At 71.5% G+C, this 23,414-nt stretch carries 21 protein-coding genes and 1 riboswitch; of the genes, 11 read left to right on the forward strand and 10 right to left on the reverse strand.

Annotation, left to right across the window (positions count from 1 at the left end):
- Positions 1-6: 6 nt before the first annotated feature.
- The 3 genes from P1P75_RS03425 to P1P75_RS03435 are packed head-to-tail and all read right to left on the reverse strand — an operon-like array spanning position 7 to position 2,451.
- Positions 7-948 (reverse strand): sucrase ferredoxin, encoded by a 942-nt coding sequence (locus P1P75_RS03425; RefSeq protein ID WP_319251666.1) that lies wholly within the window; start codon positions 946-948, stop codon positions 7-9.
- A complete protein-coding gene (locus P1P75_RS03430; protein WP_319251668.1) occupies positions 945-1,169 on the reverse strand; it encodes a hypothetical protein in 225 nt (74 codons plus the stop codon). The genes P1P75_RS03425 and P1P75_RS03430 overlap by 4 nt, the downstream gene beginning before the upstream one ends.
- 25 nt (positions 1,170-1,194) lie before the next feature.
- Positions 1,195-2,451: a citrate synthase gene (locus P1P75_RS03435; RefSeq protein ID WP_319251670.1), complete on the reverse strand. Its 1,257-nt coding sequence runs from the start codon at positions 2,449-2,451 to the stop codon at positions 1,195-1,197.
- Between the two features lie 99 nt (positions 2,452-2,550).
- Between P1P75_RS03435 and P1P75_RS03440 the strand changes: the two genes are divergently transcribed.
- Positions 2,551-3,714 carry a citrate synthase/methylcitrate synthase gene (locus P1P75_RS03440; RefSeq protein WP_319251672.1) on the forward strand — a complete coding sequence of 388 codons (1,164 nt, stop codon included), beginning with the start codon at positions 2,551-2,553 and terminating at the stop codon, positions 3,712-3,714.
- 219 nt (positions 3,715-3,933) lie between these two features.
- On the opposite strand, the gene P1P75_RS03445 is transcribed toward P1P75_RS03440, so the two are convergent.
- Together P1P75_RS03445 and P1P75_RS03450 are read right to left on the reverse strand one after the other, a co-directional pair.
- On the reverse strand, positions 3,934-4,170 hold the full coding sequence (locus P1P75_RS03445) for a hypothetical protein (RefSeq protein ID WP_319251674.1): 237 nt from the start codon (positions 4,168-4,170) through the stop codon (positions 3,934-3,936).
- Positions 4,171-4,310: 140 nt separating this feature from the next.
- Positions 4,311-4,862 carry a DUF6082 family protein gene (locus P1P75_RS03450; protein ID WP_086772215.1) on the reverse strand — a complete coding sequence of 184 codons (552 nt, stop codon included), beginning with the start codon at positions 4,860-4,862 and terminating at the stop codon, positions 4,311-4,313.
- Between the two features lie 320 nt (positions 4,863-5,182).
- On the opposite strand from P1P75_RS03450, the gene P1P75_RS03455 reads away from it, so the two are divergent.
- A complete protein-coding gene (locus tag P1P75_RS03455) occupies positions 5,183-6,319 on the forward strand; it encodes a GTP-binding protein (RefSeq protein ID WP_319251676.1) in 1,137 nt (378 codons plus the stop codon).
- On the opposite strand, the gene P1P75_RS03460 is transcribed toward P1P75_RS03455, so the two are convergent.
- Positions 6,316-8,772: a DNA topoisomerase IV subunit A gene (locus P1P75_RS03460; protein WP_319251678.1), complete on the reverse strand. Its 2,457-nt coding sequence runs from the start codon at positions 8,770-8,772 to the stop codon at positions 6,316-6,318. The genes P1P75_RS03455 and P1P75_RS03460 overlap by 4 nt on opposite strands.
- A 336-nt stretch (positions 8,773-9,108) precedes the next feature.
- Here P1P75_RS03460 and P1P75_RS03465 point away from each other — a divergent pair, with 336 nt between their 5' ends.
- The 4 genes from P1P75_RS03465 (at position 9,109) to P1P75_RS03480 (ending at position 13,962) form a co-directional block, all read left to right on the forward strand.
- The gene (locus tag P1P75_RS03465; protein WP_319251680.1) at positions 9,109-10,461 is read left to right on the forward strand and encodes a pitrilysin family protein; all 1,353 of its coding nucleotides are present in this window, start codon (positions 9,109-9,111) and stop codon (positions 10,459-10,461) included.
- Positions 10,458-11,846, forward strand: coding sequence for a pitrilysin family protein (locus P1P75_RS03470; RefSeq protein WP_319251682.1), 1,389 nt, complete (start codon positions 10,458-10,460; stop codon positions 11,844-11,846). Before P1P75_RS03465 ends, P1P75_RS03470 begins: the two co-directional genes overlap by 4 nt.
- A 298-nt stretch (positions 11,847-12,144) precedes the next feature.
- Positions 12,145-12,312: riboswitch (cyclic di-AMP (ydaO/yuaA leader) on the forward strand.
- A 13-nt stretch (positions 12,313-12,325) separates the two neighbouring features.
- The gene (locus tag P1P75_RS03475) at positions 12,326-13,081 is read left to right on the forward strand and encodes a M23 family metallopeptidase (RefSeq protein ID WP_319251684.1); all 756 of its coding nucleotides are present in this window, start codon (positions 12,326-12,328) and stop codon (positions 13,079-13,081) included.
- Between the two features lie 188 nt (positions 13,082-13,269).
- The gene (locus tag P1P75_RS03480; RefSeq protein WP_319251686.1) at positions 13,270-13,962 is read left to right on the forward strand and encodes a GntR family transcriptional regulator; all 693 of its coding nucleotides are present in this window, start codon (positions 13,270-13,272) and stop codon (positions 13,960-13,962) included.
- Positions 13,963-14,174: 212 nt separating this feature from the next.
- On the opposite strand, the gene P1P75_RS03485 is transcribed toward P1P75_RS03480, so the two are convergent.
- Positions 14,175-14,456, reverse strand: coding sequence for an HPr family phosphocarrier protein (locus P1P75_RS03485; protein ID WP_319251688.1), 282 nt, complete (start codon positions 14,454-14,456; stop codon positions 14,175-14,177).
- A gap of 177 nt (positions 14,457-14,633) precedes the next feature.
- On the opposite strand from P1P75_RS03485, the gene P1P75_RS03490 reads away from it, so the two are divergent.
- The 4 genes from P1P75_RS03490 to P1P75_RS03505 are packed head-to-tail and all read left to right on the forward strand — an operon-like array spanning position 14,634 to position 20,037.
- A complete protein-coding gene (locus P1P75_RS03490) occupies positions 14,634-17,504 on the forward strand; it encodes a GNAT family N-acetyltransferase (RefSeq protein WP_319251690.1) in 2,871 nt (956 codons plus the stop codon).
- Between the two features lie 43 nt (positions 17,505-17,547).
- Positions 17,548-18,144, forward strand: a complete 597-nt coding sequence (locus tag P1P75_RS03495; protein WP_086772802.1) for a DUF5998 family protein — start codon at positions 17,548-17,550, stop codon at positions 18,142-18,144.
- Positions 18,144-19,334, forward strand: coding sequence for an alkaline phosphatase family protein (locus P1P75_RS03500; protein WP_319251692.1), 1,191 nt, complete (start codon positions 18,144-18,146; stop codon positions 19,332-19,334). Before P1P75_RS03495 ends, P1P75_RS03500 begins: the two co-directional genes overlap by 1 nt.
- A gap of 55 nt (positions 19,335-19,389) precedes the next feature.
- Positions 19,390-20,037 (forward strand): thymidine kinase, encoded by a 648-nt coding sequence (locus P1P75_RS03505; RefSeq protein WP_319251694.1) that lies wholly within the window; start codon positions 19,390-19,392, stop codon positions 20,035-20,037.
- Positions 20,038-20,172: 135 nt separating this feature from the next.
- On the opposite strand, the gene P1P75_RS03510 is transcribed toward P1P75_RS03505, so the two are convergent.
- The 3 genes from P1P75_RS03510 to P1P75_RS03520 all read right to left on the reverse strand — a co-directional run bounded on the left by P1P75_RS03510 (position 20,173) and on the right by P1P75_RS03520 (position 22,224).
- Positions 20,173-20,991, reverse strand: coding sequence for an SAM-dependent methyltransferase (locus P1P75_RS03510; protein ID WP_319251696.1), 819 nt, complete (start codon positions 20,989-20,991; stop codon positions 20,173-20,175).
- A 75-nt stretch (positions 20,992-21,066) separates the two neighbouring features.
- Entirely contained in the window at positions 21,067-21,279 is a 213-nt protein-coding gene (locus P1P75_RS03515; RefSeq protein WP_319251698.1) for a hypothetical protein, read from the reverse strand.
- Between the two features lie 141 nt (positions 21,280-21,420).
- On the reverse strand, positions 21,421-22,224 hold the full coding sequence (locus P1P75_RS03520; protein ID WP_319251700.1) for a VOC family protein: 804 nt from the start codon (positions 22,222-22,224) through the stop codon (positions 21,421-21,423).
- Between the two features lie 297 nt (positions 22,225-22,521).
- Between P1P75_RS03520 and P1P75_RS03525 the strand changes: the two genes are divergently transcribed.
- Positions 22,522-23,373 (forward strand): sulfurtransferase, encoded by an 852-nt coding sequence (locus tag P1P75_RS03525; protein WP_319251702.1) that lies wholly within the window; start codon positions 22,522-22,524, stop codon positions 23,371-23,373.
- Positions 23,374-23,414 lie beyond the last annotated feature (41 nt).

Genomic DNA, 23,414 nt, shown 5'->3' on the forward strand with positions numbered 1-23,414 from the left:
GGCCGATCAGCCGACCAGAGCCGCCGACCTGAGTGCGTGCACCGCCACCACGTCCATCCACGCGGGGGATCCGAGGACCGCAGCCCCGCAGCTCTCCGGGCGGGGCGGTGTCGACGCGGCCTGGGCCACGACCACCCGCCAGTGCCGACCGTCCACATGTGCGACGGTCACCTCCCACCGTGGCGCCTCCCCTCGCGTCAGGACGACGGTGAGCGCCTCGGCCCCGTACTCGCCGGTCGCCGTGCGCACGGCCAGCTCCGCCGCCTGTCCGGGCCGTTCCCACGCCGAGTTCCCGCGGCAGCCCTCCATGACGACACGACCCTCCTGGGCGCCGTGCAGCACCTCCTTGACGGCGTGGGCCTGGGCGCGGCCGTACGCATAGCCGTACGGCAGGACGAGCACGGTCGGCGAGAAGCGATGACCGCCCAGATGGGTGACCTCCCAGACCCCGTCGACGCCCGACGCGGAGAGTTCGGCGGCGAGGGGGCGGCCGAGAAGGGCACAGCAGCGGTCACGTTTGCCGTTGGTGCAGACGAGGGCGAGCGGGTCGCCCGTGTGGGGCGTGCCGTGAAAAGCCGTGTCGAAGGTGTGGTGGTCGCCCCGGCCGAGCGCGGCGAGGTCGATGTCCAGCAGCCGGCCCGGGTCATCGGTGGTGGCGCTGCGCAGCCACACCCTGCCGGGAACCGTGTGGGCCGCGTACACCTGGCGCCGGGGAGCAGTGCCGAGGTCGGCGTGCGGGCCGGGGCGCCGGATGAGCGCGACGCGCACACCGGTGCCCTGCGCGGCGGCATCGAGGGCGCGGCCCAGCACGGGGTCCAGGTGGCTCGACGTGAGCGCCTTGGCACCCCAGGGGCCGGGCTGCTCCAGCAGCAGCCAGGTCGTCGCCGTGGCCGCGGTCCCGGCCATGGGCTCGTCGAGGTCCCGCGAGACGGTCGTGCACGTACTCACAGAGGTGAGCCTAACCTGACTTGGCCGGCAGTGGCCTCCGGCAGGGCATGTGTCCCGAGGGACGGCCCGCGCACGTGCGCCGCCCAGAACGGGATGTAGTCGCCCGCCTCCAGGGTGAGCGGGTCGATCGTCTTGCGGCGGCGCGTGGGCATCCGGGCGCCGTTCCTGCAGGACGCCTTCTGGCCGGTCGGATCGGTCTCCGTCAGCACCCGGGGCGTCACGCCTGTTCAGCGTGGTGTCGTGGGTCTACTCCGGGAGCGGTCGGGGAGGCTTCGGCCCCACATAGAGGCCGCTCGGACGCATGCGCAGGGGGCGTTCGCCGTACTCCTCCAGGGCGTGCGCGATCCAGCCCGCCGTCCGGGCGACGGCGAAGACGGTCTCGCCCGCCGACGCCTCCATCCCGCAGGACGTGGTGAGGACGGCCAGAGCGAGGTCGACGTTGGCGTGCAGCGGGGTGTGCCGGGCGGCCGTGGCCACGATGTCGCGTGCGGCGGCCAGCGCGGGCGCCGCCTCGGGGATCTCCTCCAGCAGGGCGAAGAGGGCGCGCGCGCGAGGGTCCTCCTGCGCGTAGAGCCGGTGTCCCAGGCCGGGGATGCGGCGGCCGGCCCGCAACTCCTCCGCGATCACGGGGCCCGCGGAGCCCTGGTCGAGGACTTCGAGCACCAGCCGGTGTGCGAGTCCGCTCGCGGCGCCGTGCAGGGGGCCCTCGATCACTCCGAGACCGGCGGTGACGGCCGCGTAGGCGTGCGCGCGGGCGCTGGCCGCGACCCGCACCGCGAGCGTCGACGCGGCCAGGTCATGGTCGACGAGCAGGGCGAGCGCGGTGTCCAAGAGGTGCAGCGGCGCCTCCGCCGCGGGCTGCCGGCTGAGCCGTCCCCACAGCCGCTGGGCCAGGGAGCCGCCGTCCCGGTGGGTGGGCAGTTTCGCCGGCAGGGCGGCGACGAGGGTGGGGATGAGGGTGCGGGCGGCGCCGAGCACCGCGTCCTGGGAGAGGTCGAAGCGGAGCGGGTCGGCCACCGCGGCGGCGATCGCGGCGACGCGCAACCGGTCGGTGGGGCCGCTGTGCTCGGGCAGTGCGTCGACCGCGCGGCGGGCGGCCTCGACGGAGGCCCGGGGTGCGGCGAAGGCGGCGCCGGTCCGCATCCGGCCGGTCCACAGCCACTCGGCGACCTCTTCGTACGAGTGCCGGGCGGCGAGTTCGGTCGCGTCGACGCCTCGGTAGTAGTACCGGTCCTGGTCGATGAGCGTGAGACGGGTGCGTACGGACTGCTCGGCGCCCGTGCCCGGAGTCCCGTTGCTTTCCCGCCTGTTGCGCCGCGCGAGCGTCTCGACCTCCTGGGCGTCGAAGGTGCTGCCGCGGCCGCCTGGCACGCGCCGGCTGCCGAGCTGGCCGCGGCTGACGTACGCGTACACGGTTTCGGGCTTCACGCCGAGCAGCTCGGCGGCCTCCTTGGTGGTCAGCCGTCGTTCCGGGTGGCCGGAGCCGGGTTCGTGATCGTGCATGAGGGTCACCGTATCCACAGCAATCGTATATTGATTCAATCAATATTGACAGAGATCGAGTCAACCATGGACAGTCAAATCAAGTTCAAGGAGGAAACCATGTCCGTCAACAGGTCCGCAGCCACACTCGTCGAGGTACCGCGGGGACTTGCCGGTGTCGTCGTAGCCGACACCGAGGTCGGTGACGTCCGGGGACGCGAGGGCTTCTACCACTACCGCCAGTACTCGGCCGTCGACCTCGCCCACAGCCGTCCGTTCGAGGACGTCTGGCATCTGCTCGTCCACGGCGATCTGCCGGACGCCCCGCGCGCCGCCGCCTTCGCCGCGGAGACCGCGGCCCTTAGGAGGCTTCCCGACCAGGTGGCGGCCGCGCTGCCGGCCATAGCCGCGGCGGGCGCGCACACGGACCCGCTCGCCGGCCTGCGCACGGCCCTGTCGCTGCTGGGCGCCGGGAAGGGCTTCCGGCCGGTGTACGACATCGACGCCGACCGGCGACGGGAGGACACCCTCGCCGCGGCCGCCGCCGTACCGACCCTGCTCACCGCGCTGTACCGGCTGGGGAAGGGCCTCGGCCCCGTCGAGCCGCGTGAGGATCTCTCCTACGCTGCGAACTACCTGTACATGTTGACCGGTGCCGAGCCGGAGCCGGAGCGGGCGCGTGCCGTCGAGCAGTACTTGATCTCCACCATTGATCACGGCTTCAACGCGTCCACCTTCACCGCCCGGGTCGTCACCTCGACGGGCGCGGACGTGGCCGCGTGTCTGGTCGCCGCCGTCGGTGCGCTGTCTGGACCCCTGCATGGGGGTGCCCCCAGTCGTGCGCTGGACACCCTGGACGCGATCGGGACCCCGGACCGCATCGACCCGTGGATCCGTGAGCGGGTTCTGGCGGGCGATCGCATCATGGGGTTCGGTCACGCCGTCTACCGGACCGAGGACCCGCGCTCGCGCATGCTCCGCGAGATCGCCCAGCGCTTCGGCGGGCCACGCGTCGACTTCGCCGTGCAGGTCGAGCGGCAGGTCGAGGCGATCCTCGCCGAGTTGAAGCCGGGCAGGGAGCTGCACACCAACGTGGAGTTCTACGCGGGCGTCGTCATGGAACTGTGCGGGCTGCCCCGCGAGATGTTCACCCCCACCTTCGCGGCGGCCCGAGTCGTCGGCTGGAGCGCCAACATCCTGGAGCAGGCGCAGGACAAGAAGATCATCCGGCCTGCGGCGCGGTATGTGGGGCCTCGCGCGCCGGTCCCCGTGTCGGCGGCCTGAGCCGGAAGGCGACCGGTTTGCGGTGTCCGCCGCTGAAGGCGTCCGGAGAACGCGTGTGGCCTGGTGCCGTTCTGGCGCCAGGCCTCATCGGTGGTGATCGAGCAGGGACGGGGTGCCGGGCTGCTCGCCGGGTGACCGCCGGCTCGCTCAACGGTTGTGCGCGGCCGGGGTGGTGGGCGACGGGACGGGTCTTCGGATGGACCGTGCTCGTGCGATGGGTCAGGCGTCGGGAATGTCCGCCTTGGCGCGGATCAGTGTCTCCCTGCTCACGATGACGATGCGTTCGTAGTCGGCGCGTGCGGCGTCCGCGGGCAGTTCACCGTCCAGCGCCTCGGTGGCCTCGGTGCCGATGACGGCGAAGTTGCCGTCACTGAGTTCGAACACGTCCGGGCAGTTGGCTCCCGAGTTACTGCCTCGGGCGCTCGGAGGCACACCGATGCGGCGCACGATCTTCAAGAGTGGTACCGGTCCTTCAGAAGGGTCTGGGCAGAGTGCAGAGCAAAAAGTACCGGGACCGGTGGGGTTGTTGGGGTCGCATCGCCGAAGTTGTGCGGATGATGCCCGGGAGTTGACCTGACCGGCGGTGCGGTCCGCGCTCACTCGGCCGGCGGATGACCCACCACCCACCATTCGTCCGTGTCGGCCTCGTCCAGATCCTTGACGAGACCGTCCACCATGTGTCCGATCCGGGCCTCGTCGGAGGACTGTTTGAGAGTGGCGCGCTGACTCTGGGACGCCTCCCAGTACTCCCGGAACAGCGGGCTCTGGAAGAACTCGCGCAGATACGTGTACAGCTCCTCCCGGTCCACGATGCCCGCGCGGTAGAGGTGATACAGGTGGGCGTACCACGCGTTGGCATACAGGAACTGGCGGCGCTTCTCCGCCGGGATGCTCTTGTCGTAGGTGTCGATCACCGCGGCGAGGGACGGGTCGTCGATCGCCCTGGCCAGCAGTTCCCAGTGCATGCGCTGCTGATGTGCCAGAGCCTTGCGGCGGAACGCCAGTTCCTCGAGTTCCAGTCGGCGCTCGTCCAGGCGGGCCGTCTCGAGATACCGGTGCCGGGCTGCCAGCACCGCTGTGCCGGCGGTGAGCAGCAGGCCGAGCGTGGCGGATGCCAGCTTCCCCGCAGCGTGCTTTCGTGTGGCCATGTCAACCCCCGAATCAGGCGACCGCCAGCCGGTCGTCGGTTGCGGGTCGGCTGACGGGGACCGGCGAGCGGTGGGCGGCGCTTGCCGTCTCCCAGGGTGCCGAGCGGCTCTGATCGGCGGGGGAGGCGGAGAGGAGGCGCACGGAGGGAAGTGAGGGTCGCACACCACAGCGCCTTGCCCAACGTCTGCCCCGCCAGCGCTGCTAACAATCGTTCACTTCGCGGTGATTCTTCCGGCTCGTATCCTGACTGCGCATTCAATCCTCGACCGTGCGCCGGGCCGCGAGCCGGTGCACGCGTAGGTGTCAGAGAGGTCGCACGTTGACGCAGCGCAGCACTCCGCAGCAGATCCCGGTCGTCGTACTCGCCGGATTCCTGGGTTCCGGCAAGACGACGCTGCTCAACCACCTCCTCCGCCGCAGCGGAGGCAGCCGTATCGGCGCGATCGTGAACGACTTCGGCTCCATCGAGATCGACGCCATGGCCGTGGCGGGCGCGCTCGGCGACTCCACGGTCTCCCTCGGCAACGGCTGCCTGTGCTGCGCCGTCGACGCCAGTGAGCTGGACGTCTACCTCGAACGCCTCGCGCGCGCCTCCGCCCGCATCGACGTGATCGTCATCGAGGCCAGCGGGCTCGCGGAGCCGGGGGAACTCGTCCGGATGATCCTCGCGAGCGAGCATCCGGGAATCGTGTACGGCGGCCTCGTCGAGGTCGTCGACGCCGCCGAGTTCGAGGAGACCCGCGCCAGGCACCCCGAGATCGACCGGCACCTCGCTCTCGCCGACCTCGTCGTGGTGAACAAACTGGACCGGACGACCGACCCCGACCGTGTCCTCGGCCTCGTGCGCTCGCTCACCGACCGGGCAGCCGTCGTACCGGCCACCTACGGCCGTGTCGATCCCGAGTTGCTCTTCGAGTGCCGACCGAACGAGGAGCGCGTCGGCCAGCTCTCCTTCGACGACCTGCACCGGCAGGACGGCAACGCCGGACACGACGGGCATGACGCTCACGGCGATCACATTGATCACGTTGATCATCTGCACTTGGCCTACGACAGCCTGTCCTTCGTCTCCGAAGTCCCGCTGGACCCGCGCCGGTTGATGCCGTTCCTCGACAGCCGGCCCGAGGGGCTCTACCGCATCAAGGGGTACGTCGACTTCGGGCCGCACGACCCCGCCAACCGGTACCGCGTGCACGCCGTCGGGCGCTTCCTGCGCTTCTACCCCGAGCCCTGGGGCCCCGCCGAGGAACGCCCCACCCAGCTCGTCCTGATCGGCTCCGGCATCGACAGCGCGGCCCTCGCCAAGGAACTGGAGGCCTGTGAGAACGACGCCCCGCACGCCGACGAGCGCGGCATGTGGGGCGTCCTTCGCTACGTACAGGATCCCGAGGAGCAGACCGGCGAAGAGGCCGTCGAGGGCATGGACGAGGCCGCCGACGCCGTCGAGAGGCCCTAGACCGGGCCGGCCACCACCGACACCGTCTTCCCCAGCGACATGCCCGAGCCGTCCCTGCGCGGGTCGATCTCCGGCAGGTCGACCGGGGTGCCGTTCTTCTGCGCGGCCCGCGCCGGGACGGGCCCCGCCCAGGCCAGTGACAGGCAGTCCTCGCCCTTCAGGAACCGCTGGCAGCGCACGCCGCCGGTGGCACGCCCCTTGCGTGGGTACTGGTCGAACGGGGTCAGCTTGGCGGTCGTCTGGACGGAGTCGTCCAGGGTGCCGCGCGAGCCCGCGACCGTGAACACCACTGCGTCCGCAGCCGGATCCACCGCGGTGAAGGAGATCACCTTCGCGCCGTCGGTGAGCTTGATGCCCGTCATACCGCCGGCAGGGCGGCCCTGCGGGCGGACGTGCGCCGCCTGGAAGCGCAGCAACTGGGCGTCGTCCGTGATGAAGACCAGGTCTTCGTCGCCCGTGCGCAGTTCGACCGCGCCGACGATCCGGTCGCCCTCCTTCAGGGTGATGACCTCCAGCTCGTCCTTGTTGGTCGGATAGTCGGGCACCACCCGCTTGACGACACCCTGTTCGGTGCCGAGCGCGATGCCCGGGGAGGACTCGTCGAGCGTGGTCAGGCAGACCACCGTCTCGTCGCCCTCCACGGGGACGAACTCCGTCAGCGGGGCGCCGCCCGAGAGGTTCGGTGCCGACGCCGTGTCCGGCAGCTGTGGCAGGTCGACGACGTTGATCCGCAGCAGCCGGCCCGTCGAGGTGACCGCGCCGATCTCCCCGCGCGCGGTGGCGGGCACCGCCGACACGATCACGTCGTGCTTGGTCCGCCGGGCGTCCGCGTCCTCCGCGAAGGGCTCGGCGTTCGCCGTACGGGCCACCAGCCCCGTGGAGGAGAGCAGCACCCGGCACGGGGCGTCGGCGACCTGGAGCGGCACGGTGGCGGCAGGCGTGCCCGCCGACTCCATCAGGACCGTACGACGCTCGGTGCCGAACTTCTTCGCGACCGCGGCCAGTTCCGCCGAGACCAGCTTGCGCAGCTCCGCGTCCGACTCCAGGATCCGGGTCAGCTCGGCGATCTCCTCGGTGAGCTTCTCCTGCTCCGCCTCCAGCTCGATGCGGTCGAACCTGGTCAGCCGGCGCAGCGGCGTGTCGAGGATGTACTGGGTCTGGATTTCCGACAGGGAGAAGCGCTCGATCAGGCGCTCCTTGGCCTGCGCGCTGTTGTCGCTGGAGCGGATCAGGCGGATGACCTCGTCGATGTCGACGAGCGCCGTGAGCAGGCCCTCCACCAGGTGCAGGCGGTCGAGGCGCTTGGTCCGGCGGAATTCGCTGCGCCGCCGGACGACCTCGAAGCGGTGGTCGAGGTAGACCTCGAGCAGCTCCTTGAGGCCCAGCGTGAGGGGCTGGCCGTCGACCAGCGCCACGTTGTTGATCCCGAAGGACTCCTCCATGGGTGTCAGCTTGTACAGCTGCTCCAGGACGGCCTCCGGCACGAAGCCGTTCTTGATCTCGATGACCAGGCGCAGTCCGTGCGCGCGGTCGGTGAGGTCCTTGACGTCGGCGATGCCCTGGATCCGCTTCGAGCCGACCAGATCCTTGATCTTGGCGATGACCTTCTCGGGGCCGACGGCGAAGGGCAGTTCGGTGACGACGAGGCCCTTGCGGCGGGCCGTCACGGTCTCCACCGACACCGTGGCGCGGATCTTGAAGGTGCCGCGGCCCGTCTCGTAGGCGTCCCTGATCCCGGAGAGACCGACGATCCGGCCGCCGGTGGGCAGATCGGGGCCGGGGACGTGCTTCATCAGCGTGTCCAGATCCGCGTTCGGAAAGCGGATCAGGTGGCGGGCGGCCGAGATGACCTCGCCCAGGTTGTGCGGCGGCATGTTCGTGGCCATGCCGACCGCGATGCCCGAGGATCCGTTGACCAGGAGGTTCGGGAAGGCGGCGGGCAGCGCCACCGGCTCCCGCTCCTGGCCGTCGTAGTTCGGGGTGAAGTCGACCGTGTCCTCGTCGATGGACTCGGTCATGAGGCTCGTCGCCGCGGTCTGACGGCACTCCGTGTACCGCATGGCGGCCGGCGGGTCGTCGTTGCCCAGCGAGCCGAAGTTGCCGTGGCCGTCGACCAGGGGCACCCGCATGGAGAACGGCTGGGCCATGCGGACCAGGGCGTCGTAGATCGACGCGTCGCCGTGCGGGTGCAGCTTGCCCATGACCTCGCCGACGACACGCGCGCACTTCACGTATGAGCGGTCGGGGCGCAGGCCCATCTCGTTCATCTGGTAGACGATGCGGCGGTGGACGGGCTTGAGGCCGTCGCGGGCGTCCGGCAGGGCGCGGGAGTAGATGACCGAGTACGCGTACTCGAGGAAGGAGCCCTGCATCTCGTCGACGACGTCGATGTCGAGGATCCGCTCCTCGTACGAGTCGTCGGGCGGCGGGGTCTTCGTGCTGCGGCGGGCCATCGCTGCCGGCTCCTCCTGTTTCCTGGTCGCTCGCCTGCGGGGCGCTCACGTCGGTGTCGACGCGCGCCCTTCGGCTCACTCTTGCTGAGGCGTGTGACGGGATCTACGCGGACCATTGTGGACCGTGGCACTGACAGCGCGTCCCATGGCCCGGGCGTCGGCGACCGGACCGGCCGGAGCGGCACCTCGTTCACGGCTGTCCGCAGGCTACGCGATCTCGCTCTCGGCGTACGCCGCCCGGGAACTTCACCGCGGCTCCGCACGCTTGCATACAGTGGCAGGACCGGCAGGAAAACCGCGGTTTCGACGACCGCGTCCGCGATCGGAAGGACGTACATGCCCATGGGTCACACGGCCACAGCCCAGGCAGGCTCCGGAGGCCTGACAGCGAGCGAGCACCGCCTGGCCAACGGCCTGCGCGTGGTGCTCTCCGAGGACCACCTGACCCCCGTCGCGGCGGTGTGTCTCTGGTACGACGTCGGCTCGCGCCACGAAGTCAAGGGCCGTACCGGCCTTGCTCACCTCTTCGAGCACCTGATGTTCCAGGGCTCCGCCCAGGTCAAGGGCAACGGCCACTTCGAGCTGGTCCAGGGCGCAGGAGGCTCGCTCAACGGCACGACGAGCTTCGAGCGCACCAACTACTTCGAGACCATGCCCACCCACCAGCTGGAGCTCGCCCTCTGGCTGGAGGCCGACCGTATGGGCTCCCTGCTCGCCGCACTGGACGACGAGTCGATGGAGAACCAGCGCGACGTCGTCAAGAACGAACGCCGCCAGCGCTACGACAACGTCCCCTACGGCACGGCGTTCGAGAAGCTGACCGCTCTCGCCTACCCGCAGGGCCACCCCTACCACCACACGCCGATCGGCTCGATGGCCGACCTGGACGCGGCGACCCTGGAAGACGCGCGCGCGTTCTTCCGCACGTACTACGCGCCCAACAACGCCGTCCTGTCGGTCGTCGGAGACATCGACCCGGAGCAGACGCTCGCCTGGATCGAGAAGTACTTCGGCTCCATCCCCACCCACGACGGCAAGCCCGAGCCCCGTGACGGCTCCCTGCCCGACGTCATGGGCGAGCAGCTGCGCGAGGTCGTCGAGGAGGAGGTCCCGGCCCGCGCGCTGATGGCCGCCTACCGGCTGCCGCAGGACGGCACACGCGCGTGCGACGCGGCCGACCTGGCGCTCACCGTGCTCGGCGGCGGCGAGTCCTCCCGCCTCTACAACCGCCTGGTCCGCCGCGACCGTACGGCTGTGGCGGCCGGCTTCGGCCTGCTGCGCCTGGCCGGCGCGCCCTCCCTGGGCTGGCTGGACGTCAAGACGTCCGGCGATGTCGAGGTGCCCGTCATCGAGACGGCCATCGACGAGGAGCTGGCCCGGTTCGCCGAGGAAGGCCCCACGGACGAGGAGATGGAGCGCGCTCAGGCCCAGTTGGAGCGCGAGTGGCTCGACCGCCTGGGTACGGTCGCCGGCCGCGCCGACGAACTGTGCCGGTACGCGGTGCTGTTCGGTGACCCGCAACTCGCCCTGACCGCCGTCCAGCGTGTGCTGGAGATCACGGCGGAGGAGGTCCGGGAGGCCGCCGAGGCCCGCCTGCGCCCCGACAACCGCGCCGTACTGGTCTACGAGCCCACCGAGCCCGCCGCGAACACCGCCGACGAGGACGAGAACGAGGAGGCGGCCCAGTGACCGAGCTCGCCGCGATGGACTTCCACCCCCAGCCCCGGGCGGGCGAGGCCAGGCCCTGGGCGTTCCCGGCCCCCGAGCGCGGGACGCTCGACAACGGCCTGACCGTCCTGCACTGCCACCGCCCCGGCCAGCAGGTCGTCGCCGTCGAGGTCATCCTCGACGCGCCCCTGGACGCCGAGCCGGCCGGCCTCGACGGCGTGGCCACGCTCATGGCGCGAGCCTTCTCCGAGGGCACCGACAAGCACTCCGCCGAGGACTTCGCCGCCGAGCTGGAGCGCTGCGGCGCCACCCTCGACGCGCACGCCGACCACCCCGGCGTCCGGCTCAGCCTGGAGGTTCCGGTCTCCCGCCTGGCCAAGGGCCTCGGTCTGGTCGCCGACGCCCTGCGGGCCCCCGCGTTCGCCGACAGCGAGATCGAGAGGCTCGTCCGCAACCGCCTGGACGAGATCCCGCACGAGCTGGCCAACCCGTCCCGGCGTGCCGCCAAGGAGCTCTCCAAGGAGCTGTTCCCGGCGACCGCGCGCATGTCGCGTCCGCGGCAGGGCACCGCGGACACCGTGGAGAAGATCGACTCCGCCGCCGTACGCGCCTTCTACGAGAGGCACGTCCGGCCCGCCACGGCCACCGCCGTGGTCGTCGGCGACCTCACAGGAGTCGACCTCGACGCGCTCCTCGGCGACACCCTGGGCGCCTGGACGGGCTCCGCGGGCCAGCCGCGTCCGGTACCGCCGGTGACCGCCGACGACACCGGACGGGTCGTCATCGTGGACCGCCCAGGCGCCGTCCAGACGCAGTTGCTGATCGGTCGCATCGGCGCCGACCGGCACGCACGCGTGTGGCCCGCGCAGGTCCTCGGCACCTACTGCCTCGGCGGCACGCTCACCTCCCGGCTGGACCGCGTCCTGCGCGAGGAGAAGGGCTACACCTACGGCGTGCGCGCCTTCGGGCAGGTCCTCAGGTCCGCGCCGGACGGCTCGGGCGCCGCGATGCTCGCCATCAGCGGTTCCATCGACACCCCGAACACCGGTCCCGCGCTGGAGGACCTGTGGAAGGTGCTGCGCACCCTCGCCGAGGGGGGCCTGACCGACGCCGAACGTGACGTCGCCGTGCAGAACCTCGTCGGGGTTGCGCCCCTGAAGTACGAGACGGCCGCCGCCGTGGCGGGCACCCTGGCCGACCAGGTGGAGCAGCACCTGCCCGACGACTACCAGGCGACGCTGTACCAGCAGCTCGCCGCGACCGGCACCGTGGAGGCCACGGCGGCGGTGGTGAACGCCTTCCCGGTGGATCGCCTGGTGACGGTCCTCGTCGGCGACGCAGCCGCGATCAAGGCGCCGGTCGAGGCCCTCGGTATCGGTGAGGTGAAGGTCGTCTCCGCGGAGTAGGGCGGCGGAACGGATCGCGAAGCGGTTCGCGCGTGGCAGCGCGGAGCGGAAGCTCCGAGCGGACGGAGCAGTGGGCACGCTGAACGGACCGCGGAGCAGGACCGCGGCGCCGCGCGTGTGAAGGGGCCCTGGTGGACGGATGTGTCACCAGGGCCCCTTGATGTCCGAATTGAGGGAAGGTTGCCTGTCTGCCCTGTGGCATGCGCTACAAAAGTCGCGTTCTGTTTGGGGATTGACGGCCGCCGCGTCTAGTTTCAACCGGGCTGTTCGTCAGGCAGTGCGCCGCAACCGCGGCACCGGACAGTCATCGCCGAGTCCCCGCATGGCGCGAGCCAGGGGAGCCGGGGACCCAACTAGGCAGTCCCTGGGGTGAATCGGACGCCCGCGCGTTTCGCGAGGGGGTCCGTAGGAGACCTTCCTGCTCCGAACCCGTCAGCTAACCCGGTAGGCGAGAGGGAAGGAAAGGACCGCTCAACTACATGGCGTCCACTTGCGCCACCGGGAAGCACCGTCGTCCCAGCCGGATGAAGCGTACGACCGCCCGCGCGGCGGGCATCGCGGCGCTCACCACCACCGGTGTCATCGGCACCGTCGCCTCCAGCCCCGCCCTCGCCGCGGAGAACCCCGTCGAGCAGACCGGCCTCATCCCGGTCGTCTCCATCGGCGACACGGTCGCCGAGCAGATCGACGACCAGGCCGACGCTCAGAAGCGGGCCGCCGAGCAGGAGGCCGAGCGCAAGAAGGCCGCCGCCCGGGCCGCGGCCAAGGCCGAGGCGGAGCGCGAGGCCAGGGTGCGCGCGGCGCGCGCGGCCGAGCGCGAGCGCCTCAACACCTTCGTGTCGCCGATCAGCGGCTCCTACGTCTCCACCGGCTACGGGTCCGGCGGCTCCCTGTGGTCCTCCGGCAGCCACACCGGCATCGACTTCCACGCCGCCAGCGGCACCCCCGTGCACGCGGTGGGCCTCGGCACCGTCGTCGAGGCAGGCTGGGGCGGCGCCTACGGCAACCAGGTCGTGATCCGGATGAACGACGGCACGTACACGCAGTACGGCCACCTGTCGTCCATCGCCGTCTCGGTGGGCCAGAAGGTCGCTCCGGGCCAGCAGATCGCCCTGTCCGGCGCCAGCGGCAACGTCACCGGCGCGCATCTGCACTTCGAGGCCCGCACCAGCGCGGAGTACGGCTCGGACATCGATCCGGCCGCCTACCTCCGCACGCACGGCGTGCACATCTGACGACGTACGGCGACAGATCGTACGGCCCCGGCCCTCTTGGCCGGGGCTTTCGTCGTTTCAGGGACCGTGCTGTCCAAAAAATATCCATGGATTTCGACCCGCCATCGGAAATCCCCGCTGATTGCAATAGAGTCACGGAACACACGTCAATCGTCGACGTTTCACGGGGATTAAGGCGGAGGTCGGTCATGCGTATTCCGGCGCACTCGGTGTGCACGGCCATCCGGGACGACATCGTCGCGGGTGTCTACGAGCGCGGCAGCCGCCTCACCGAGGAACTCCTCGCGCGCCGCTACGGCGTTTCGCGTGTCCCCGTCCGGGAGGCCCTGCGCACGCTGGAGGCCGAGGGCTTCGTCGTCACCCGGCGGCACGCGGGCGCGTGCGTGGCCGAACCGACCGAGCAGGAGGCCGCCGACCTGCTGGAGATGCGGATGCTGCTGGAGCCGCTCGGCGCCGCCCGAGCGGCCCAGCGCCGCACCGAGGCGCATCTCAAGGTGCTCCGCGGCCTCGTCAGGCTGGGCCAGGAGCGCGCCAGGCGGGGCAACAGCGAGGATCTGCGCTCCCTGGGGGGCTGGTTCCACGAGACCCTCGCCCAGGCCTCCGGCAGCCACGCCCTGACCTCGACGCTCACCCAGCTGCGCCACAAGATCTCCTGGATGTACGCGGTGGAGGCGCCCGCCAGTCCCGTGGAGTCCTGGGCGGAGCACGGCGCGATCGTGGATGCGGTGGCGCGCGGCGACGCGGAGCGCGCGCGGGCGGTCACGGCGCTGCACACCGAGCGCGCGACCTCCGCACACCGGCTGCGCTTTTCCGGCGGCGACCGCCAGGACCGTGTGAGGACTTCGCAACACGTCGTAAACATGTCCGGCCTCCGGCATTAACAAGAGGGCCGTATACAAAGAAGTGAATTCGGCGGAGAGGTATTTTCGCTGCTCTTTTTCCGGCGTGCCCCGTATTTCGGTGGCGCGCTCTTCCTGTGCCCGCGGACTATTTCCGGCACGCCCCCGGCAATTCCGTCCGGGTCGGAGAACAGCGGAGCCGCGCCACCCGGATCGGGTGACGCGGCTCTCGGCCGCTGAGTGCGGCAACCGGCTCAGACGGTCTCGGGGAGCTCCTCGAGACCCTCGGCGACCAGCTTGGCCAGCCGGTCGAGGGCGATGTCCGCACCCTCGGCCTCGGAGGTGAGGACGATCTCCTCGCCGCCCTGGGCGCCCAGGCCGAGGACGGCCAGCATGGAGGCCGCGTTGACGGGGTTGCCGCCCGCCTTGGCGATCGTCACCGGGACGCCTGCGGCCGTGGCGGCTCGGACGAAGATGGAAGCGGGGCGGGCGTGAAGGCCCTCGGCCCAGCCGACGTTGACGCGGCGCTCAGCCATGTGATGCTGCCCTTCAGTGTCTCAGGTTGTCTAGACCAGTGTTCCACACATCATGCGTGTGAGGACGGTCCGTGTGTCCCGTCCCGGTGCGGTCGTCGGATCGCGGCCTCGATCCGACCTCCGTCCCCCACAGACTGCCTCGCGCCGTAGTCATACGCGAGCCGTACTCTGGGGCCCATGCAGAGCGCGCCGGACCGCCACGAGTATCCCGCCCACTGGGAAGCCGACGTGGTGCTGCGCGACGGCGGCACCGCGCGCATCCGCCCCATCACCGTCGATGACGCCGAGCGCCTGGTCAGCTTCTACGAGCAGGTGTCGGACGAGTCGAAGTACTACCGCTTCTTCGCGCCCTATCCGCGACTGTCCGCGAAGGACGTCCACCGCTTCACGCACCACGACTTTGTGGACCGGGTGGGACTCGCGGCCACGGTCGGCGGCGAGTTCATCGCCACCGTACGCTACGACCGCATCGGGGCCGACGGGATGGCCGCCACCGCCCCCGCCGACGAGGCCGAGGTCGCCTTCCTCGTGCAGGACGCCCACCAGGGACGGGGCGTCGCCTCCGCCCTTCTCGAACACATCGCGGCCGTCGCGCGCGAGCGGGACATCCGACGGTTCGCCGCCGAGGTGCTCCCCGCGAACAACAAGATGATCAAGGTGTTCACCGACGCCGGCTACACCCAGAAGCGCAGCTTCGAGGACGGCGTCGTCCGCCTGGAGTTCGACCTCGAACCCACCGAACGCTCCCTGGCCGTGCAGCGCGCGCGCGAACAGCGAGCCGAGGCCCACTCCGTGCGGCGGTTGCTGGTGCCCGGCTCGATCGCCGTCATCGGCACCGGCCGCACCCCCGGCGGCGTCGGCCGCAGTGTCCTCGGCAACCTGCGGGAGGCCGGCTTCACCGGAGCCCTCTACGCGGTGAACAAGGCGTTCCCCGAGGACCTCAAGGAACTCGACGGCGTACCCGCCCACCGCTCGGTGCGCGACATCGACGGACACGTCGACCTCGCCGTCGTCGCCGTCCCGGCCGACCACGTGCCGCAAGTCGTCACCGAGTGCGGCGAGCACGGCGTGCAGGGACTCGTCGTCCTCGCCGCCGGATACGCCGAGAGCGGCCCCGACGGACGCGAGCGCCAGCGCGAACTCGTGCGGCACGCGCGCGCGTACGGGATGCGGATCATCGGCCCCAACGCCTTCGGGATCATCAACACCTCCCCACAGGTACGGCTGAACGCGTCGCTGGCCCCGCAGATGCCGCGGCCCGGCCGGATCGGCCTGTTCGCCCAGTCCGGTGCGATCGGCGTCGCCCTGCTGTCCCGGCTGCACCGGCGCGGCGGCGGCGTCACCGGCGTCACCGGCGTGTCGACGTTCGTCTCCTCCGGCAACCGAGCCGACGTGTCCGGCAACGACGTCCTGCAGTACTGGTACGACGACCCCGACACCGACGTCGCCCTGATGTACCTGGAGTCCATCGGCAACCCGCGCAAGTTCACCCGTCTCGCACGGCGCACGGCGGCGGCCAAGCCGCTGGTGGTGGTCCAGGGCGCAGGCTCCGCCCCCCAGGGCCATGCCGTCCGGGCCACCCGGCTGCCCCATGCCACGGTGTCCGTCCTGCTGCGGCAGGCCGGCGTGATCCGCGTGGACACCATCACCGAGCTGGTCGACGCGGGCCTGCTGCTGGCACGCCAGCCGCTGCCGCGAGGCCCGCGCGTGGGCATCCTCGGCAACTCCGAGTCGCTGGGGCTGCTGACGTACGACGCGTGCCTCTCCGAAGGACTGCGTCCGCAGCCGCCGCTGGACCTCACCACCGAGGCGTCGGCCCAGGACTTCCACGCCGCCCTGGCGCACGCCCTGGCCGACGAGGCGTGCGACGCGGTCGTGGTGACGGCGATCCCGGCGATCGGCGAGGCGTCCCCCGGCGACGCGGAACTGGCGCAGGCGCTGCGCTCGGCGGCGGCCGCAGGCCCCGCCAAGCCGGTGCTCGTGGTGCACGTGGAGCTGGGCGGTCTCGCGGCGGCCCTGTCCGCCGCGACGAGCACCGCCCCACGCGCGCGTACGGCGCCGCCCGACACGGCAGCGGCCGAGGCGGGGACGACCCGGACCGGGACGACGACGCCCGGGACGACCGAGTCCGGCACGCCCCCCGCCCCCACCGCGGAGGCGGCATCCCCCGAGGACCTGGAGGGCGCCCACCTCATCCCCGCCTACCCCGCCGCGGAGCGCGCGGTCCGCGCCCTCGCCGAGGCCGTGAAGTACGCGCAGTGGCGGCGCGAGGCGGCCGACCCCGGCAAGGTGCCCGAGCACGAGGACATCGACGAGAAGGGTGCCGCCGCGCTCATCGGCAGGCTGCTCGCGCGCGGGCAGGGCCTCACCCTCGGCACCGACGAGACCTTCGAACTGCTCGGCCGGTACGGCATCCCCGTCCGCCGGTCCCTCCCCGCGCACACCCCGGACGAGGCCGTACGGGCCGCCGCCGCCCTCGGCTACCCTGTCGCCCTCAAGGCCACCGCCCCCCACCTGCGCCACCGTGCCGACCTGGGCGGCGTCCGCCTCGACCTCGCCGACGAGGAGCAACTGCGCCGGGCGTACTCCGAGTTGACCGAACTGTTCGGCGCCCCGCAGGAGCTGCGCCCGGTGGTGCAGGCGATGGCCCCGCGCGGGGTGGACACCGTCGTCCGGGCGGTCATCGACCCGGCGGCCGGAGCCGTACTGTCGTTCGGGCTCGCCGGCGCCGCCTCGCAGCTGCTCGGTGACATGGCGCACCGCCTGATCCCGGTCACCGACAGGGACGCCGGCTCCCTGGTCCGGTCGATCCGGACGGCACCCCTCCTGTTCGGCTGGCGCGGTTCGACGCCCGTGGACACCCCCGCCCTGGAGGAACTGCTGCTCAGGGTGTCCCGCCTGGTCGACGACCACCCGGAGGTCGTCGCGGTCACCCTGGAGCCGGTCGTCGTCGCCCCGCACGGCCTGAGCGTTCTCGGCGCCTCGGTCCGCCTCGCGCCCCCGCCCGCCCGGGACGACCTCGGCCCACGGACGCTTCCCGCCTACTGAAGGAGCCGTCACCGGTCCCTCGCAGTCAGTGGGTCCCCGTAGGATGGAGGGCATGGCCAAGACCAGTACGACGACCCAGGGGCTGCGTGCGGCGATCGAGCGCAGCGGCTACTACCCGGCCCTCGTGGCCGAGGCGGTGGAGGCCGCCGTCGGCGGCGAGCCCGTCCGGTCGTACCTGGTCCACCAGGAGACCACGTTCGACCAGAACGAAGTGCGCCGGCACGTGACCGTGCTGGTTCTCACCGGCAACCGCTTCATCGTCAGCCACACCGACGAGCAGGCCGCCGACACCACCTCCCCGACGCCGTACGCCACGACGTCCACCGAGTCCGTCAAGCTCAGCCGGATCTCCTCGGTGGTCCTCAGCCGCGTGGTCGCCAACCCGGAGTCGTACACGCCGGGCAGCCTGCCGCGCGAGGTCGTGCTGACGATCGGCTGGGGCGCGGTCTCCCGCATCGACCTGGAGCCCGCCGCCTGCGGCGACCCCAACTGCGACGCCGATCACGGTTACACAGGCAGCTCGACGGCCGACGACCTCAGCCTGCGCGTCAGCGAGGCCGGGGACGGCCCGGACACGGTGCGCCAGACCCTCGCCTTCGCCCAGTCGCTCTCCGAGGCGACCGCGGATCTGACCGCGTAATGGCCCAGCCCGCCGTCTGGGACGACCCGGAACCCCTCGCCGTCTCCTCCGCACCCGTCCCCGAGTACGGCTCCGGCTCGCTCGCCGACCTGCTGCCCACGCTCGCCGCCGGCATGGGCGTCGAGGACATGACCGCGGCGATCCCTGAACTGACCCCGGCCGACCGCAACTGCGTCTTCCTGATCGACGGCCTCGGCTGGGAGCAGATCAAGGCCCACCGCGACGAGGCGCCCTACCTGCACAGCCTCCTCGGCAGTTCCCGCGGCGGCACCGGGCGCCCGCTCACCGCCGGCTACCCGGCGACCACCGCGACCTCGCTCGCCTCCGTCGGCACCGGGCTGCCGCCCGGCGCGCACGGCCTGCCCGGCTACACGGTGCGCGATCCGGCCACCGGCGAGCTGATGAACCAGCTCCGCTGGCAGCCGTGGACCTCCCCGCAGGCCTGGCAGCCCTACCCCACCGTGTTCCAGCTGGCCGACGCGGCCGGGGTGCACGCCGCGCAGGTGTCCTCGCCCCACTTCCAGAACACCCCGCTCACCAAGGTCGCGCTCAGCGGCGGCACGTTCCACGGGCGCCTCACCGGCGAGGAGCGCATGGACTTCGCGGCCGAGCAGCTCGCGGCCGGCGACCGCTCCCTGGTCTACACCTACTACGCCGAACTCGACGGCGCCGGACACCGCTACGGCGTCTCCTCCGACCCCTGGCGCGGCCAGCTCATGTACGTCGACCGGCTCGTCCAGCGCCTCGCCGAGCAGCTCCCGCCGCGCAGCGCGCTCTATGTCACCGCCGACCACGGCATGGTCGACGTGCCCTTCGACGAGGACCATCGTTTCGACTTCGACGCGGACTGGGAGCTGCGTGCCGGCGTCGCCCTGCTGGGCGGAGAGGGCCGAGCCCGTCACGTCTACGCCGTACCGGGTGCCCAGGACGACGTCCTGACCTGCTGGCGGGAGGTTCTCGGCGAGCAGTTCTGGGTGGCCTCGCGGGACGAGGCGATCGCCGCCGGCTGGTTCGGCCCGCACATCGACGAGCGCGTGTACGGCCGCCTCGGCGACGTGATCGCGGCCGCCCGGGACGACGTCCTGCTCATCGCCTCGGAGCGCGAGCCGAAGGAGTCGGCCATGGTCGGCAACCACGGCTCCATGACCCCGGCCGAACAGCTCGTCCCGCTGCTCGAAGTACGCTCCTGAAGTCCGTCGCCCCGCCCATGCCACCCCGCCCCCACCGAAAGGTGCTCGACTTCCCATGCCCGAGCTGGTGTTCTTCTCCGGAACCATGGACTGCGGGAAGTCCACGCTGGCTCTCCAGATAGAGCACAACCGCTCCGCGCGCGGACTCCAGGGCATCATCTTCACGCGCGACGACCGCGCGGGTGAGGGCAAGCTGTCCTCCCGCCTCGGCCTGGTGACCGACGCGGTGGAGGTCGAGGACGGCCAGGACCTGTACGGCTACCTCGTCGACCACCTCTCGCAGGGCGGCCGTGCGGACTACGTGATCGCGGACGAGGCGCAGTTCCTCGCGGAGGAGCAGATCGACCAGCTCGCGCGCGTGGTCGACGACCTAGAGATCGACGTCTACGCCTTCGGGATCACGACCGACTTCCGCTCCAAGCTGTTCCCCGGCTCCCAGCGGCTCGTGGAGCTGGCCGACCGCGTGGAGGTCCTCCAGGTCGAGGCCCTGTGCTGGTGCGGCGCCCGCGCCACGCACAACGCGCGCACGGTCGGGGGAGTGATGGTCGTCGAGGGCGCCCAGGTCGTCATCGGCGACGTCGACCAGGCGGACACGGTCGGCTACGAGGTCCTGTGCCGACGCCACCATCGGCGCCGCATGACGGCCGCGTCGGCCCACGCGGCGGTCCTGTCCCCGGACGTACTGCCGGTCAACTCCGGCTGACCCGGCGACCGCGACGCTCACCGCGCGGACGGCCGTCGTGCCGCCCTCGCGTCCGGCACGACGGCCCGGATCCCGCTGTCAGAAGGCCCCGCCACGGCTGCCGCTCCGTCTGCTGCTCCGGCGCGGGGGCGCCTCCTACGGCTTACGGGCCAGTCCGGCGGTGATGAGATGCTCCCAGACGGTGAGCTCCCCTTCACCGCCCCCGTTCCACGGGCTGTTCACCACTTCCGGACGCCACCGGGGCGCGGGAACCATTCCAGGGGCGAGGATCTCCAGACCCTCCAAAAGGGATTCGATCTCCTGATCGGTGCGCCACCGGCCACGGCCGAACGTCTGCTGGAGGACCCGCTCGGCCTCCGCCGTCTCGGGGTTGTTGCCGGAACGGAAGTGGCTGACGAAGAAGTAGCTGCCGGAAGGCACCTGGTCGCGCCAGTAGCGGACGATCCCGGCCGGGTCCTCCTCGTCGTTGACGTGGTGAAGGATGGCGCTGAACATCACGGCGACGGGCCGGTCGAAGTCGATCAGCTCCAGGGTCTCCGGGTGCCTGCGTATGGCCTCGGGGTCGCGTACGTCCGCCGGGACCACCCGGGTCCGCTCGTTCTGCTCCAGCAGGGCACGCCCGTGGACCAGTACCTGGGGGTCGATGTCGACGTACACGACCCGGGACTCCGGAGCGTGCCGCTGTGCGACCTGGTGGACGTTGTCCGCGGTGGGAAGGCCACTGCCGAGGTCGATGAACTGCCGTACGCCGGTGGTCGTCGCGATCTCCCGGACCGCGCGGGTCAGAGCCGCGCGGTTGGCGAAGGCGATCGCCAGCGAACCGGGAAGATCCCGCTTGAACACGTCGCCGACCTGTCGGTCCACGGCGTAGTTGTCCTTACCGCCGAGCAGATAGTCGTAGACGCGGGCGATGCTCGGCCGGGTGGGGTCGATCGGGGAGCCGTCATCCGTCATGCCGGCCATCTTCTCGCGCGATCCCGGCTGCCGACCACCGTTTCGGAAGCGTTCACGGCGCAGGCGCACCGCAGTTCACGGACCGTCAGGCGAACAGGCAGGGCTCTTTCCGTGCTGTCGGCGGGGCAGGGTGAGAGGTCGGTCGACCTCCGCGTAGCTCATGAACCAGTGGGTGTCGAAATAGTGGGCCATCGTGAACGGGTGGTCCGGTCCGGTGAGGACGCGGCAGACGAACTCGGCGGTCTGGCAGTCGCAGGGGATGTCCTCGCCGTCGAAGGACTGGATCACGACGGGCCAACGGTCGGGGTCGTCGCCTTCGGTCCGGAGCCTTCGGGGAGACCGGAACAGGCCCGTCCCCGTGCGGGACTCCCCGCCTCCGCCTCCGCCTCCGCCTCCACTCCGCGCCGGCAGCGACATGTGCGCGTCAGGTCAGCGCGGTACCTGGATCAGGGCGAAGCGGGCTCCCTCGGGGTCGGCGACCGTCGCCACGCGCCCGTGCGCGCTGTCATGGGCAGGCGCGAGAACCTGTCCGCCCAGGCCGACGACCCGCGCGACCGCCTCGTCCGTGTCGCCCACCTCGAAGTACGTCATCCAGTGCGGTCCCCGGTCGCGAGGCAGCGTGTTGCCCAGTCCGTGGACTCCGGCGACCGGGCGGTCCGCGAGGTGCAGGGTGACGTAGTCGAAGTCCTCGGACCCCGCCGTCTCCCGGCGGTAGCCGAACACCGTCTCGTAGAACTTGACGACGCCCGCCGATTCGAAGGTCAGCAGCTCGTTCCAGGCGGGGGTGCCGTGCACGCCGGTGATGTCCGTGCCGAGGTGGTCCGCCGCCTGCCAGATGCCGAAGACCGCGCCGGCCGGGTCGGAACCGATGGCCAGGCGTCCGGCCTCGCCGGCGTCCAGAGGACCGACGCCGATCGTGCCGCCGCTCAGGCGCACCGTTTCCGCAGTGGTGTCGGCGTCGTCGGAGGCGAGGTAGGGCGTCCAGGCCAGGGGGAGATGGCGGTCCGGGGGAAGCCGGCCGATGCCGGCCACCTCACGGCCGTCGAGCAGGGCCTGTGCGTACGGGCCGAGTTGCTGCGGACCGGGTCGGAACTCCCAGCCGAACAACTCGCCGTAGAACTCCTGCGTGGCCGTCAATCCATGCACCATCAGGCTCACCCAGCAGGGTGTGCCGGGCGCGTACCGAGTGTGCGCTTCGCCGTTCAGGCCGGCCGGCCCACGTGCCTCGGGCATCGTCACTCTCTCCTCGGCCACTCGCGGTGGCCGCGTCGCTTCCGCACTCCGGCCCCCGGGCCGATGCTCGCACCACCCACGGTGCCGCGCGCTCCGGGCGCGCCGCCGCACCGTGGCGGGCATGTCGGGAGGATGCCCGGTGTGCGGTTCCTCATCCGTTTTTGTGCGATTGCCGAAGGATGTTGATCGGCTGCACTGCATGTGCCCGATCCCATACGCGTGGTGATCGAGCCTGTCCGGCCGAGCAGAGTAGCCGGACCTGGACGGTGGGGCCACCCCGTGCGCGAGGATGGGGCCATGAACGTCATCATCTCCGCATCCGAACTCGCGAGCGCCCTGGCGGGGGAGAACCCGCCGGTCGTGCTGGACGTCCGCTGGCAGCTGAGCGTGGCGAAGGCGGCCGGCGAGCCGCCGTTCGACGGCCGCGCCGCCTACGCGTCAGGTCATGTACCGGGCGCCGTGTACGTCGACCTGGACCGGGAACTGGCCGGGACGTCCGGTGCGGGCGGCCGTCACCCGCTGCCGGACCTGGCGGAGTTCGGCGCCGCGATGCGCCGGGTGGGCGTGTCGGCCGCGCGGCCGGTCGTCGTGTACGACGGCGGACAGGGCTGGGCGGCGGCCCGCGCGTGGTGGCTGCTGCACTGGACGGGTCACCCGGATGTGCGGGTCCTCGACGGCGGGTTGACGGCTTGGCGGGGGGACCTGTCGGCCGACGTACCGGTGCCCGCGGAGGGCGACTTCGAGCCGCGCCCCGGGACGGCGGGGCTGCTCGACGCGGACGCGGCGGCGGCGCTGGCACGCTCCGGCGTGCTCTTCGACGCGCGCGCGGGCGAGCGGTACCGCGGCGAGGTGGAGCCCATCGACCGCGTCGGCGGGCACATTCCCGGCGCGGTGTCGGCGCCGACGACGGACAACGTCGGTGCGGACGGCCGCTTCCTGCCCGTCGAGGACCTGAGGGACCGCTTCAAGTCGCTGGGGGCGTCGGACGGCACTGAGGTGGGCGTGTACTGCGGCTCCGGCGTCTCCGGCGCACATGAGGTGCTGGCACTCGCGGTGGCGGGGATCCCGGCGGCCCTGTACGTCGGTTCGTGGTCGGAGTGGTCCTCGGATCCGTCCCGTCCGGTCGCCGTGGGGCCGGACCCCCGGTAGCCCTGTCGCGCTGAAGCACGGCAACTGGGTCGCGCGGAACA

This window comes from Streptomyces sp. ID05-39B (assembly GCF_033794725.1).
Lineage (GTDB): Bacteria > Actinomycetota > Actinomycetes > Streptomycetales > Streptomycetaceae > Streptomyces > Streptomyces bobili.

What these genes read in the sequence shown, in the direction of transcription:
- P1P75_RS03435 (WP_319251670.1), bottom strand. Translation starts at nt 2,451, where the DNA reads ATGCACGATCACGAACCCGGCTCCGGCCACCCGGAACGACGGCTGACC.
- P1P75_RS03505 (WP_319251694.1), top strand. Translation starts at nt 19,390, where the DNA reads ATGCCCGAGCTGGTGTTCTTCTCCGGAACCATGGACTGCGGGAAGTCC.
- P1P75_RS03500 (WP_319251692.1), top strand. Translation starts at nt 18,144, where the DNA reads ATGGCCCAGCCCGCCGTCTGGGACGACCCGGAACCCCTCGCCGTCTCC.
- P1P75_RS03525 (WP_319251702.1), top strand. Translation starts at nt 22,522, where the DNA reads ATGAACGTCATCATCTCCGCATCCGAACTCGCGAGCGCCCTGGCGGGG.
- P1P75_RS03450 (WP_086772215.1), bottom strand. Translation starts at nt 4,862, where the DNA reads ATGGCCACACGAAAGCACGCTGCGGGGAAGCTGGCATCCGCCACGCTC.
- P1P75_RS03440 (WP_319251672.1), top strand. Translation starts at nt 2,551, where the DNA reads ATGTCCGTCAACAGGTCCGCAGCCACACTCGTCGAGGTACCGCGGGGA.
- P1P75_RS03485 (WP_319251688.1), bottom strand. Translation starts at nt 14,456, where the DNA reads ATGGCTGAGCGCCGCGTCAACGTCGGCTGGGCCGAGGGCCTTCACGCC.
- P1P75_RS03480 (WP_319251686.1), top strand. Translation starts at nt 13,270, where the DNA reads ATGCGTATTCCGGCGCACTCGGTGTGCACGGCCATCCGGGACGACATC.
- P1P75_RS03475 (WP_319251684.1), top strand. Translation starts at nt 12,326, where the DNA reads ATGGCGTCCACTTGCGCCACCGGGAAGCACCGTCGTCCCAGCCGGATG.
- P1P75_RS03465 (WP_319251680.1), top strand. Translation starts at nt 9,109, where the DNA reads ATGCCCATGGGTCACACGGCCACAGCCCAGGCAGGCTCCGGAGGCCTG.
- P1P75_RS03520 (WP_319251700.1), bottom strand. Translation starts at nt 22,224, where the DNA reads ATGCCCGAGGCACGTGGGCCGGCCGGCCTGAACGGCGAAGCGCACACT.
- P1P75_RS03495 (WP_086772802.1), top strand. Translation starts at nt 17,548, where the DNA reads ATGGAGGGCATGGCCAAGACCAGTACGACGACCCAGGGGCTGCGTGCG.
- P1P75_RS03490 (WP_319251690.1), top strand. Translation starts at nt 14,634, where the DNA reads ATGCAGAGCGCGCCGGACCGCCACGAGTATCCCGCCCACTGGGAAGCC.
- P1P75_RS03460 (WP_319251678.1), bottom strand. Translation starts at nt 8,772, where the DNA reads ATGGCCCGCCGCAGCACGAAGACCCCGCCGCCCGACGACTCGTACGAG.
- P1P75_RS03510 (WP_319251696.1), bottom strand. Translation starts at nt 20,991, where the DNA reads ATGACGGATGACGGCTCCCCGATCGACCCCACCCGGCCGAGCATCGCC.